Source organism: Flavobacterium davisii, from assembly GCF_019565505.1.
Lineage (GTDB): Bacteria > Bacteroidota > Bacteroidia > Flavobacteriales > Flavobacteriaceae > Flavobacterium > Flavobacterium davisii.
On record NZ_CP067378.1, the window covers coordinates 1,598,511 to 1,611,619 of the forward strand.

General features: G+C 29.9%; 13 protein-coding genes and 2 pseudogenes. 5 read left to right on the forward strand and 10 right to left on the reverse strand.

The window, feature by feature from the left end; translation table 11 throughout:
- Positions 1 to 56 precede the first annotated feature (56 nt).
- Both odhB and thiL read left to right on the forward strand, forming a co-directional pair.
- Positions 57 to 1,269: pseudogene (gene odhB, locus JJC05_RS07740) on the forward strand (2-oxoglutarate dehydrogenase complex dihydrolipoyllysine-residue succinyltransferase).
- Positions 1,270 to 1,869: 600 nt separating this feature from the next.
- Positions 1,870 to 2,916 carry a thiamine-phosphate kinase gene (gene thiL, locus JJC05_RS07745; RefSeq protein WP_088393642.1) on the forward strand — a complete coding sequence of 349 codons (1,047 nt, stop codon included), beginning with the start codon at positions 1,870 to 1,872 and terminating at the stop codon, positions 2,914 to 2,916.
- A gap of 251 nt (positions 2,917 to 3,167) precedes the next feature.
- Here the strand turns inward: thiL and JJC05_RS07750 are convergent, their stop codons facing one another.
- From JJC05_RS07750 to JJC05_RS07760, 4 genes and pseudogenes are all read right to left on the reverse strand, one after another.
- Positions 3,168 to 3,941: an acyltransferase family protein gene (locus JJC05_RS07750; RefSeq protein WP_258929629.1), complete on the reverse strand. Its 774-nt coding sequence runs from the start codon at positions 3,939 to 3,941 to the stop codon at positions 3,168 to 3,170.
- Positions 3,902 to 4,279 (reverse strand): acyltransferase family protein, encoded by a 378-nt coding sequence (locus JJC05_RS18775; RefSeq protein ID WP_374226348.1) that lies wholly within the window; start codon positions 4,277 to 4,279, stop codon positions 3,902 to 3,904. The genes JJC05_RS07750 and JJC05_RS18775 overlap by 40 nt, the downstream gene beginning before the upstream one ends.
- Before the next feature lie 321 nt (positions 4,280 to 4,600).
- A pseudogene (locus tag JJC05_RS07755) lies at positions 4,601 to 6,143 on the reverse strand (glycine--tRNA ligase).
- A gap of 426 nt (positions 6,144 to 6,569) precedes the next feature.
- Entirely contained in the window at positions 6,570 to 6,872 is a 303-nt protein-coding gene (locus JJC05_RS07760) for a hypothetical protein (protein WP_235878708.1), read from the reverse strand.
- 68 nt (positions 6,873 to 6,940) lie between these two features.
- On the opposite strand from JJC05_RS07760, the gene JJC05_RS07765 reads away from it, so the two are divergent.
- From JJC05_RS07765 to JJC05_RS17055, 3 genes are all read left to right on the forward strand, one after another.
- A complete protein-coding gene (locus JJC05_RS07765) occupies positions 6,941 to 7,624 on the forward strand; it encodes a ComF family protein (protein WP_258130074.1) in 684 nt (227 codons plus the stop codon).
- 75 nt (positions 7,625 to 7,699) lie between these two features.
- The gene (locus JJC05_RS17050) at positions 7,700 to 8,749 is read left to right on the forward strand and encodes an Ig-like domain-containing domain (RefSeq protein ID WP_258929631.1); all 1,050 of its coding nucleotides are present in this window, start codon (positions 7,700 to 7,702) and stop codon (positions 8,747 to 8,749) included.
- A gap of 369 nt (positions 8,750 to 9,118) precedes the next feature.
- Positions 9,119 to 9,298 carry a hypothetical protein gene (locus tag JJC05_RS17055; protein WP_258929632.1) on the forward strand — a complete coding sequence of 60 codons (180 nt, stop codon included), beginning with the start codon at positions 9,119 to 9,121 and terminating at the stop codon, positions 9,296 to 9,298.
- Between the two features lie 340 nt (positions 9,299 to 9,638).
- Here JJC05_RS17055 and JJC05_RS07775 read toward each other — a convergent pair whose 3' ends face one another.
- The 6 genes from JJC05_RS07775 to JJC05_RS07800 all read right to left on the reverse strand — a co-directional run bounded on the left by JJC05_RS07775 (position 9,639) and on the right by JJC05_RS07800 (position 12,812).
- Complete coding sequence (locus JJC05_RS07775; RefSeq protein WP_105195936.1) at positions 9,639 to 10,115, reverse strand: M15 family metallopeptidase; 477 nt, start codon at positions 10,113 to 10,115, stop codon at positions 9,639 to 9,641.
- 526 nt (positions 10,116 to 10,641) lie between these two features.
- Entirely contained in the window at positions 10,642 to 10,977 is a 336-nt protein-coding gene (locus tag JJC05_RS07780; protein ID WP_235878709.1) for a YrhB domain-containing protein, read from the reverse strand.
- Positions 10,978 to 10,999: 22 nt separating this feature from the next.
- Positions 11,000 to 11,317, reverse strand: coding sequence for a hypothetical protein (locus tag JJC05_RS07785; protein WP_235878710.1), 318 nt, complete (start codon positions 11,315 to 11,317; stop codon positions 11,000 to 11,002).
- Between the two features lie 183 nt (positions 11,318 to 11,500).
- On the reverse strand, positions 11,501 to 11,779 hold the full coding sequence (locus JJC05_RS07790) for a hypothetical protein (protein ID WP_235878711.1): 279 nt from the start codon (positions 11,777 to 11,779) through the stop codon (positions 11,501 to 11,503).
- Positions 11,780 to 11,931: 152 nt separating this feature from the next.
- On the reverse strand, positions 11,932 to 12,375 hold the full coding sequence (locus tag JJC05_RS07795) for a hypothetical protein (RefSeq protein ID WP_127823458.1): 444 nt from the start codon (positions 12,373 to 12,375) through the stop codon (positions 11,932 to 11,934).
- Positions 12,375 to 12,812, reverse strand: coding sequence for a hypothetical protein (locus JJC05_RS07800; RefSeq protein WP_127823457.1), 438 nt, complete (start codon positions 12,810 to 12,812; stop codon positions 12,375 to 12,377). Before JJC05_RS07800 ends, JJC05_RS07795 begins: the two co-directional genes overlap by 1 nt.
- Between the last annotated feature and the right edge of the window lie 297 nt (positions 12,813 to 13,109).

Sequence of the window (13,109 nt, forward strand, 5' to 3'; positions counted from 1 at the left end):
AAAAAATATATTTTTGATAAATAGATAGATAACAACACTTTATAAAATTATAAAAGATGATTTTAGAAATGAAAGTCCCTTCGCCAGGGGAATCAATCAAGGAAGTGGAAATTGCTACTTGGTTAGTACAAGACGGAGATTATGTAGAAAAAGACCAGGGCGATTGCTGAGGTTGATTCAGATAAGGCAACATTAGAATTACCGGCTGAAATGAGCGGAATCATCACGCTTAAAGCTGAAGAAGGTGACACAGTAGCTGTAGGTGCAGTAGTATGTTTAATTGATACGAGTGCAGCTAAACCAGAAGGTGGTGCAGCTCCAATAGCTGAGAAAAAGGCAGAAGCGCCAAAAACAGAAGCGCCAAAGTCAGCTCCAGCACCTACAACAACGTATGCAACAGGTTCAGCTTCGCCAGCAGCTAAAAAAATATTAGCAGAAAAAGATATTGACCCTACAACAGTTACAGGTACTGGTAAAGCAGGTCGTATAACTACCGAAGATGCTTTAAACGCAAAAGCTTCTATGGGTACACCTACAGGTGGCTCTCGTGGTTCTCAAAGAACAAAATTATCTATGTTACGTCGTAAAGTAGCAGAGCGTTTGGTTTCAGCCAAAAATGAAACCGCTATGCTAACTACTTTCAACGAAGTAGATATGAGTGCTATATACGCCTTACGCGATGAGTACAAGGAAGAATTCAAAGCAAAACACCAAATGGGATTAGGCTTTATGTCTTTCTTTACCAAAGCCGTTACTCGCGCATTACAACTATTCCCTGATGTAAACTCAATGATTGACGGACAAGAAAAAGTGTCTTTCGATTTTTGTGATATTTCAGTAGCCGTTTCAGGACCAAAAGGTTTAATGGTTCCTGTAGTTCGTAACGCTGAAAACTTAACTTTCCGTGGTGTTGAAGCTGAAATCAAGCGTTTAGCTATTCGTGCACGTGATGGACAAATCACTGTTGATGAAATGACAGGAGGAACATTTACTATCTCTAATGGCGGTGTATTTGGTTCTATGTTGTCTACACCTATCATCAACCCTCCACAATCAGGAATCTTAGGAATGCACAATGTAGTAGACAGAGCAATTGTTAAAAACGGACAAATCGTTATTGCTCCTGTAATGTTCGTTGCTTTATCTTACGACCACCGTATCATCGACGGACGTGAGTCTGTAGGTTTCTTATGTGCTGTTAAAGAAGCTTTAGAAAACCCAGCAGAAATTTTAATGGGAGGCAATCCAAGAAAAGCATTGGAATTATAATTATTGATTGAAAAAAAGCAATCTTAAATACAAGTCCCAAACTTCAAAATAGTTTGGGATTTTTTGATTGATTACACAGAAAACTCACAAATCATAAGTACTACCAAGAAACCTTAAACCCAGATTACGCATTAGACTTCGTTGTGAAACAAAATTTTTCAATAAATTCAAGTGCTCACAGAAAATTTTAGAAGAAGAAATAGTGAACTATTTTGATAATTAAAATTTGAGTACGTGCTTGAATTTGAAGAAAAATAAAGTGGAATAGATTTCTAATGCGTAATCTGGGTTAAAACCTTGTAAAAACAAAGAAACAACCCTTTTCTTACTTCCATAGTAAACAGAGTTTCATAATCAATACTACAAATTTTCTGATTCTATCTACTTGCTTCAAACTCTTCTTTTTTTCACATAAACAAGACAACTGAAGAAGTTAAAATATTACTTTCTTTTATTAGAACCTTCTCACAAAAAAACAACACTCTAATCCCTTTTTATAGCAAAAAAAATCAATCAAAAAAACAATACTTTTTTTACTTCCAATCTATTACCTATGAATTCCCTTTTAGTTTGTACCTTTGCTTCGTAAATTAAAAAGTTATGATTGAAGATAAAATGTCTCAAAAGACAAACATTAGTCAATTGGGAGAATTTGGTTTAATAGAACATTTAACTAAACATTTCAACATTACCAATGCGTCTACCCTAAAAGGAATCGGAGATGATGCTGCTGTATTAGATTTTGGTTCTAAACAAACAGTAGTTTCAACTGATTTATTAATTGAGGGTGTCCATTTTGACTTAGCCTACATGCCTTTAAAACATCTTGGCTACAAATCCGTAGTAGTTAATTTATCCGACATCTACGCTATGAATGCAAAGGCAACTCAAATTACGGTATCTATTGCAGTATCCAATCGTTTCAGTTTAGAAGCATTAGAAGCATTATATGCAGGCATTTCTTTAGCCGCTAAACAATATGGAGTAGATGTAATAGGCGGCGATACTACTTCCTCTCAAAAAGGCATGATTATATCTATCACAGCCTTAGGTGAAGCAGAAGAAAAAGAGATTACATACAGGAATGGTGCAAAACCAAATGACTTACTTGTCGTATCAGGTGACTTAGGAGCCGCTTATATGGGATTACAAGTATTAGAAAGAGAAAAACAAGTTTTTTTAGTTAACCCTAATAACCAACCTGATTTAGATGTATATTCTTATTTGATTGAACGTCAGCTAAAACCAGAAGCTAGAAAAGATATACCTGAAATCTTAAAAGCATTAAACATAAAACCTTCTTCTATGATTGATATTTCTGATGGCCTATCTTCTGAAATTTTACATTTATGCAAACAATCTCAAGTTGGCTGTAATGTATATGAAGAAAAACTTCCATTAGATCCTCAATTTATTAACGTATGTGAAGAATTTAATTTAGATAGTACCACAATAGCACTAAATGGAGGAGAAGACTATGAATTATTGTTTACAATAAAAATGGATGATTATGACAAACTAAAAGGAAATCCGAACTTTACCGTTATAGGACATATAGCTCCTCCAGAAGAAGGTATTCATTTAGTTACTCGTGCTAATACAAAAATTGAATTAAAAGCAAGAGGATGGAATGCCTTATCAGAATGATTCCTTAATGCTTAAACACAAATTCCTTTGCTTTTTTAATGTTTTTAAAATTAATCCAGCGTACTTTTTACTATCTAAAATAGGAAGATTCTGATTGCATTAATAGTTCTAGATCTATCGCTTCGGGACTTTGCTTTCAGGTGGAAAATAGAAGCATAGAAGTCCAATTTATACTAAAATTTAATTCAAAAAATTTTAGTTAATTTAGCTCCTCAGCCCATCTGAAGTAAAACTCTTTTTAGCGATAGGTTTTATTTCTGTCCAAGTATTCGGTTTCGTAATTTCATAAATGGTTTTTCTATTATCAAATATAGTAAATAAGCAAAACTTATACACGCTACCGTAGAGATTAAAAGCATCCAATTTCTATCAATATTAAAGCCCTCAAAAACCTTATGTGTCATAACAATTACGCCTTTGTGTGTCAAATATATTGCATAAGAAAGTGTTGCAATAAATGTTGTTATTTTTGACTTCCATTTGTATAAAAAACTTGTCGGACTTAATGCTCCAATGACCATCAATCCATAACCAATTGCAATTAGTGGAAAACCGAAAACTGAAGCATTAAAAGTCATTTGGTCTTCACACAAAAAATAAGCACTTGTCAAAACAATCAAACTTAAACCGACGAATAGATTTCCATATATTGATATTTTGTTCCAAAAAATTGTCAGAAACTGATAAATTCCAGCTATTGAAACACCAATTAAAAATCCGTCTAAACGATTATAAGTTGGGTAGTAAATATATTTGTACCAATACATAAAATTTATTTCGTCTTCAATTTTCGGAAGATATAGTTGATTAAAACTGTATGTTCTGATTGCAAAACCCAATAGAAAAAAGATAATGAGCAACCAATATGATTTCTTTATAAGATTGGTAATTTGTAGTAAAATTAAGACGAATGGTAATAATAAATAAAAATGTTCTTCCACACAAAGCGACCAAGCATGCGAAAATGTTCCAAAATCATTTAAGTTTAATCCAAAATTTTGAGTAAAAGTGAGAAATTTCCACAATGGAGGCAACCTTTCTTTTTCACGAAAAAGGGAAAGCAAAAATAAAGTCCAACAGTGACTAAAAAAGCAGGAATAGTTCTAAAAAATCGCTTTAGAAAAAACTGTTTAAATAAAATATTTTGTTCTTGTTTAATTTGAGCAAAAAGTTGAGAGGAAATCAAAAAGCCACTCAAGACAAAAAACAAATCTACTCCTGTCCAACCAAATTTTACAAATCTAGATAACCATTCGGGCTGCTCATCACTTAATATGAAATAATGAAAAAGAAAAACAAATAAAATAGCAAAAGTTCTTAAATGGTCTAGTCCGTATAATTTTGGTTGAATATTTTTGCCCAATTTCTCGTTGTTTTAATATATGGTGGTTGTTAACACTTTGGTTGAATAAACTTTATTACTAACTATTCCATTTCTCTTAAATAGTGATTATATCCGAAGTCAATAGACAATACAAATTCATTACGGATAGATGATCTGAATCTAAATAATAGATTATTTTTTACTATAAAGCTAGTAAAACTACTTCTATAAAAAGGTTTCTTCTCATTTTATCTTCATCGTAAAGTCTAACGAGTAATCCGATTAAATTAATCTTATAAAACAAAATACCCTCATAGTATGTAACTTTTGAGGGTATTCCAATATTTATTGAAAATAAATTTATTTCATTTTTAATAACCAATTACGCATTGAAACTTCATGGCTAATAATACTTCTTAAATCAGCAATAGCTACACGATCTTGTTGCATAGAATCTCGATGACGTATTGTAACTGTTTTATCTTCTAATGTCTGATGATCTACTGTGATACAAAACGGTGTACCTAATGCGTCTTGACGACGATAACGGCGACCTACAGCATCTTTTTCATCATAGGCTACATTGAAATCCCATTTTAAGTCTTCAATAATTTCTTTTGCTAACTCGGGTAAACCATCTTTTTTAACTAATGGTAACACCGCAGCTTTTGTAGGTGCTAAAACACTTGGCAAACGCAAAACTGTACGAGTAGAACCATCCTCTAATGTTTCTTCTTGTAATGATTTTGAGAAGACCGCTAAAAACATTCTATCTAAACCTACAGAAGTTTCTACTACATAAGGTACATAACTTGCATTTTCTTCATTATCAAAATACTGTAATTTTTTTCCTGAATGTTGTTCGTGTGCTTTTAAATCAAAATCAGTACGAGAATGAATACCTTCTAACTCTTTAAATCCAAACGGGAAATTAAATTCGATATCTGCAGCAGCATTAGCATAATGTGCTAATTTTTCATGGTCATGAAAACGGTAATTTTCGGCTCCTAAACCAAGTGATTTATGCCATCTTAAACGGGTTTCTTTCCAATATTCATACCATTTCATTTCTTCACCTGGTTTTACAAAAAACTGCATTTCCATTTGTTCAAATTCACGCATACGGAAAATAAACTGGCGCGCTACAATTTCATTACGAAATGCTTTACCTGTTTGAGCAATACCAAAAGGGACTTTCATTCGTCCTGTTTTCTGAACGTTTAAAAAGTTTACAAATATACCTTGTGCTGTTTCTGGACGTAAATACAAATCCATAGCGGTATCAGCAGAGGCTCCTAATTTAGTACCAAACATCAAGTTAAACTGGCGTACTTCTGTCCAATTCTTTGAGCCTGACTCTGGACATGCAATACCTAATTCTTCTATCAAGGCTTTAACATCTGCCAAATCACCTGTATCCAAACCACGAGCCATACGTTCTAAGATTTCTTTTTTCTTAGACAAATATTCAATTACTCTAGAGTTAGTAGCAACAAACTGGGCTTCATCAAACGTTTCTCCAAAACGGGATTTGGCTTTTTCAATTTCTTTTTGTGCTTTTTGATTTAATTTCTCACAATAATCTTCAATTAAAACATCTGCACGATATCTTTTTTAGAATCTTTATTATCTATTAATGGATCATTAAAAGCATCTACGTGACCTGAAGCTTTCCAAGTAGTAGGATGCATAAAAATAGCCGCATCTATCCCTACAATATTCTCGTGCATTTGCACCATTGATTTCCACCAATAGTCACGAATATTCTTTTTAACTCTACCCCGTTTTGAGCATAATCGTATACAGCGCTCAAACCATCATAAATTTCGCTTGACGGAAATATAAATCCGTATTCTTTTGCGTGCGAAATAACATTCTTAAATAAATCGTCTTGTTTTGCCATAGTATTGCAAAAATAAAAAAACGGATTTAAAAAATCCGTTTTCTTCCCTTATATAATCAACAATTTTAAAAAAGTTATTTAAGTATAAATCCTATATCCCCTATCAGATCAATATCTTAAGAAATATTCTATTATTAATATTTATCTCGGTTCTACTAGAGATATAAACTTATCTAACCTTTGCTATCTAACTTAGTTATCTAACTAAATATTTTTAATCATTTTTGCTTTTAAAAAGTAAAAAAAGACTTACCCTTCTTTTTCTTTAACTTACAAATTTTCTACTAGACAATTTTTATCTCATCATTATTTTTTATGTATATCTTTTCCTAAGAAGTTGTGTCAATAATTTCGCATTTTCAGCCCAATTACAATCGAATCTCACTTTCATCTGATTTTTTAGAACAAAATCATCTTTAAATACAATCAAATAATTGATTTACAATTAGAACTATTAAAATGAAGATGATTTCTTTTTATTTTCACCAGTTCATTTTGAAGCTCTGTTTGCTTATCAACTAATTCTTTATTTTTTCTTACTTCTGCATCAAATCGAAATAATATCTCACTCAAATCATTAGTATAAGTTGTTCGATCTAAAACTTTTTCTTCTTGAAGTTTTAAATTCTCTTCTACAACTTGATAGCATTTAACGCTCAATGAAACTGCTACAGAAAGCAGTCCCACAGAAACCATTTTATAGGCTGTTAACGAATCCCTTAACAACATTTTAATTTCACTTTGTTACTAATCAAATGTATTTTAATAATTTTATTACAGAAAAAAAAATCGACGAAATGCTTAAAAAACTGATTAATATATTTTTCCCTGATTTGTGTTTGGGATGCCAAAATTTATTAGGTAATAATGAACAAGTCATTTGTATTGAATGTCGACATGAGTTACCTTTAACTTATCATTGGAACAAGATCAATAATGATGCGTTTACTAAATTTTATGGAAGAATAAATTTAGAACATGTTTCCTCTATGTTTTATTATCACAAAACGGGAATAGGTCAACAACTCATTCATAATTTAAAGTACAAAGGACATACTGAAATAGGATCTTTATTAGGCAAATGGCATGCTGAATACTTACAGCATCTTGCTGTTTTTAGGACAATAGATTACATAGTTCCTGTACCTCTGCATTCTAAAAAATTAAAAGAACGAGGATATAACCAAGTTGATACCTATTGCAAAAGTTTATCTGAAACATTAGAAATCCCTATCAATAAAAATCTATTATTCCGAGAAGAATACAGTATAAGTCAGTCTAAAAAAAAATTAATGGAACGAAATAAAGTAGAAAAAAATCACTTTATTAGTAAATTCGAACATCTTGAACAACCCGTACATTTTCTTTTAGTTGATGATGTTTTAACTACAGGAGCCACACTAGAAGCCTGTGCTAAAGCTTTACAACAATCGGATAAAATAAAAATTAGCATAGTCACTATGGCTTTTTCACATTCTTAAATAAATGTTGTTATTTTGTAGTCCTAATAAATTTAATCGTTAGCCGTTATCTAAACGAGCATAAAATTAATCCTAATGAAAAATAAGTCATTTATTTTATTATTATTCTTTACTTTAAATCTAATTAGTTGTGCTAAAAGAGGCTCTATAACAGGAGGAGATAAGGATGTAACACCTCCTAAAATGATTAGTAGCTATCCTAAAAATTTTTCAACTAATTTTAATGAAAAAAGTATTCGAGTTACTTTTAATGAATATATAAAAATTAACGATTTACAAAAAAACCTCATCATATCACCTCCTTTAAAGAATCAACCCAACATTCAACCACAAGGAGGGGTAAGCAAACAATTAACAATAAAATTCAATGAAGAATTAATTCCAAACACAACATACAGCCTTAATTTTGGCGAAAGCATTGTAGATAATAATGAAGGTAATAAGTTAAAAAATTTCAAATATGTTTTTTCAACAGGAAAAGATTTAGATTCATTATCTATACAAGGTATATTAAAAGATGCTTACGAAAAAGCCGTACCAAAATTTGTAAATGTAATGCTATATGAAGTAAATGAAAAATATAACGACTCAACGATTTACAAACAAACACCTCGTTATATCACTAATACTTTAGATAGTACAACCACATTTAAAATTGAAAATATTAAAGCGGGTCAATATAAATTAATAGCTCTAAAAGAGAATATTTCTAATTATAAATACGATCCTAAAAAAGATAAGATAGGTTTTTATAATCAAGTTATTAATGTTCCTGACAATTCAATATTTGAATTAGAGTTATATCAAGAGCAGCCAAAATTTAAATCTAAAAGACCAACACAAGCATCTGGTAATCGTATTTTATTAGGTTATGAAGGAAAACCGGAAAATATACAAATTAAGGCACAGCAGAAAGGAAACAAAATACCAGTACGCATTTCAAAATTTCAGGATAAGGATTCCTTACAAATTTGGACTCCTTATATTAAAAATGATTCTATTGAGTTAGAATTATTAAAAGACAAACATCAAGAACGTTATACAGTCAAATTTAAGCCTTATAAAAAGGACACATTACATTTTGACTCTAAAATTACTTATTTACATTTAAAAAGAACTTTATAATTAAATCATCAACTCCTATTGAAAAATGGGATATTAACAAGATCTTATTAACAAAAGGGGATAAAACAAAAGTTCCATTTAAAGTAGTATACGAAGATTATACGCAACATTTTGAATTGGATTTTGAAAAGGGAGAAAACGAAAAGTATGATTTAAAATTATTACAGGGCAATAGAGGATTATATAGGCAATAAAAGTAAAGATACTATTAAATTTAATTTTTCAACAAAAGGGATTACTGATTATGGAAATTTAAAAATAAAACTTAAAAACAAAAACAATACTCCTCTCATAGTAGAACTCACCAATGAGAAGGGAAAAGTTTTTTATACAAAATCTATTACTAATTCTTCTAAAGAAGTTGATTTTTTGTTAATAGAACCTGAAAAGTATTATGTCCGTATTATTTATGATCTTAATAACAACGGACAATGGGATGCAGGTTCTTTTTTAGAGAACAGACAACCAGAAGAGGTTTTCCAATTTCCAACTGTACTTGATGTTCGAGCAAACTGGGATGTAAATCAAGAAATTGATTTAAGAAAATAATCTGGATGTTTTGATTTATAATAATTTCAGATAATCTTACATTTTTAATAAAGCAAAATGTCTGAAGGCTATTAATCTTTTCACTTTTGTTTAGCTTATTTTTATCGTAAAAAGAAGATTTAAATCAAAGTGAAAAAATGGGGCAAATTATAATAATATTGATTATAAATACCTTTCTATACTTGAGTAAAACGGGTGATTATTTTTTTTCACGAAATACGCTATTATTATATCTTGTACAATAACTCTTCATCTATTATAAAAATTACTATACATTATTATTTCTAGTCTAGATTTTTATCCCATTCAAATAATTTGAGCTTTAGTCTTTGTTTTTCAACTATATCTTCACATAGCCTTGATTATCTAAGGGAATTTTCTTTAATTGCTCCCAATCTGAAAAACCTCGTTTTTCAAAATGAGGTAAATCTTTAAATGTTTTCCAATTACCTCCCCAATTCCAACCGTGTTTGGCAAAAATTTTCACACATTCATACCAATCTGCAACACCATCATTATCCCAATCTTTTACGGTATCCCATGATGCTACTTTTCCATCGATAATCAAACAAATATCAACAGCAAATCCATAATTATGAATGGATTGTCCTCCTTTTGCATTCGTTACCTTTCTACCGGGTTTTGTTCTACCTAAGGCGTATAATTCATCTTGTTCTTTAAATGTTCGCAAACCTTGTGTAATTCTGACTTGCGCTCTTCCTGTTAATGATTGATTACATTCCTCTATAATTATTGAAACCTCATCGCGTACTGAGGGATGAAGTTTTTGGATTCTTTCTTTGGTTATTTTGTCCATTTTTTACATTTGTAATTAAAGTTTAAATATAAAAGAAAATAATCTTAAATACAAATTTTAAAAGAAAAAAATCAACAATTATTAGAAAAAAATCAAATCAAACAATTAATATTTTATTTTAACTCAAATCCCACATTAGACTCAAACGAAGTAAATTGGCGAAGTCTAAACATATTCCTTTATGTTTCTTCCCATTTAAGTATCTACTCCAATTATAGGTTTCAAAATAGTTTTTATTTCTTATTCTAAAATTTTCTGTGAGTATTTGAATTTATTGTTTTTTTATTTCATAACGACATCTAATATTGAATCCGTATTATTTTAATTTATTTGTTTCTCTAGTAAAATTGAATAAATCAGGTCTTTAAAGATAATTATAGAGTGATGATTCTTTTCAAAAGCCATATCATCTAAGAATATAATGGGGCTCTTTATTTTGTTTTCCTTTAAAAAATTTCTGCCCTTGATTTAGATTCTTTAAATAAAAAACTACAATCTTAAAATTGCAGTTTTTTAAATATCTAAATTACTTATAATCAAACCTATCTTCATCTGGATACCAGTAGAGATCCAAACTTTTACCAATTGTTCCGTTCTCATAGGCTTTAATTTCTTCTTCTAATATGGTTGAAGTGCTGAAATTAACAACTCTACCAGTTTCTTTTTCGACTAAAAAAGGTGCGTTACCCACTAACGATTTATTAAAATTACCCGTATCTATATAATCTTTAGATTGATAAGAGTATATATTACCATAAGGTTTCTTATAAATTCCTTCTATAATTACATCAATAGTCTTGGTCCCTTTTCTTTTTTCTAAATATCGTTCTGCTACCTTTAACATTTCTTGATCTGTTAACATATTATTATTTTTTATTGGTTTATTATCTTACTTTTAAATATCTAAATTCTTTATAACCTCTTTTAATAAAATTTGTATAAGCAGTTCTTTGTGTAGATATTACATATTCTCCTGTTTGTCCATCAAACAAATGTAATTCACCTCCCTTTTTCATTCCTTCAAAATAATGTCCCACTGTACTTCCTGTTATTTTATTTTTTTCTTTAACACCATAAATAACAGTCATTTCTCCCTCTTTCATTAATTCTTTCATTCTAGGAATTGTTGATGGCATAAAACTACCCCCTCCAAATTTCGCAGCAACTTCATCAAAACCTTGCATCAAAGAAGGTTCTGCCAATTTTATTTTTCCTGTTTTGAGAAATACTATAACAGATTCTATTGTATTTCCATAATTAAGCTTACCAATTTGAATAATTTCATCACCAATCGCTTTATGATTGAAATAAGCGATGGCTTCTTTTATATGTTCAAGAGGATTAACAATTTTTATTTTTGATAAATTTTCAAATCCTTCTACAAACTATTGGACTTTAACAGGGTTTTTGGTTTCAACAATCGATTTTCCAAAATTATTTCCTCCTACAAATTCCTCTAAGAAATCTTTAAGGCCTTTACTTTTAACTCCTTCAAAGAACCTTTCTACTCTTTTTACAAAACTAGTTCTTTCCCCTTTTATTACTAATTCCCCTTTATAAACAAGCGCATATTCTGTAACTATTCTGTCAGCGTTTTTAACTTCACCTGCTACAAGTATTGCACCGTATTGGTTAAGCTCTTGTAACTTAGCTGTGTTGAGCAAACCATTACTTATGGAAACAAGCTCTACATTTTCTGAAACAAAGTGTAAAAGGTATTTACAATCTTAAATAAAAAAACTGCAACTTTTATATTGCAGTTTTTAAAAATATCAATATTAGAATAGTAACAAGTCTTACTTCTAAAATAGATAACTTAAATTGAGGGTGTATTTAGAAGTTTATAAGCATCTTTCTGAGGAAAATTCAAAACTTGAGATTTATTAAATATAATACTATCTATTCCATTAGGAGTTTCTTCATTGTATATTAAAATATTTGGTACTTCAGACATTATTTCCTTTAGAAAAGCAATGAGTATTTTATCTTCATAACTATACTCAATACTTATCATAATACCATAATTATTAATGCCATAAAGATTGTTAAATGTATCGTTGTAGTCAGATTTACAGCTAATTCTAACGCTTAAATAATCACTTGAATTTTCCTTAAACAAACCAATATCAGTAATATCATATTCTTCTGAGTACGATTTTCCAACTTGATAAACTAACTTCTTTGCAATTTTTTCAATTATGCTAATTAATTCTGTCGTTTTTAAATATTCTTTACTTATGATATGAATTGTATTTCCCATTATCTTAAATTTTTAATCTGTTGTAAATCTGTTATAATAATCACACCCTTTCTTTGCAGAGCTTTAAAAACAGGATGTGTAATATCAATTGCATTATCTTTAAATGATTTTATTGCCAAAACACATTTTCTGCCATTAAGATTTATATATTTTTCATTTTTTGGATTCAAATATTTATCAAATTGGTCAAAATAATCTTTTGATTTAATATTCTTAGAAACACTCTCTTTACATTCTATGATATATTTTGAAGTTCCTACATCAATATCTCCTGCATCTTTAAATTTTTTGCCGTTTTTAATTATTTTATAGATATTACCAAAATCTGTAACCTTATCAAAATTACTTAATTCTCTTGCGACTTCTGCTTCCCATAGTTTTCCTCCTGTACTTTTTAGCCCAGCTTGAATAGCTTTTTCAATATCTTTTTCTATCACTCTTGACCACCTTAACTCTGTATTTGCTAAATTAAATGCTGTCCAATGTTTTAAATCTGTAGTTAGCTTAGGTTTTAGTTTCCATAAATCATCTAGAGCTTCTACTAATTTACTCCCACTAGCATTCCAAACATCCCTTAAAGTTTCTCGAACTTCCTTAGCTGTTCCACTCGCAATTTCTTCTCCTTTATAAATTACAGCATTACCTTTTATTTTTCCATCAAAACCAATTCCTTTTATAAATGTGGCATTGGCTTGTTGTAAACGAGTGATTTAGATTCTTTAAATAAAAAAACT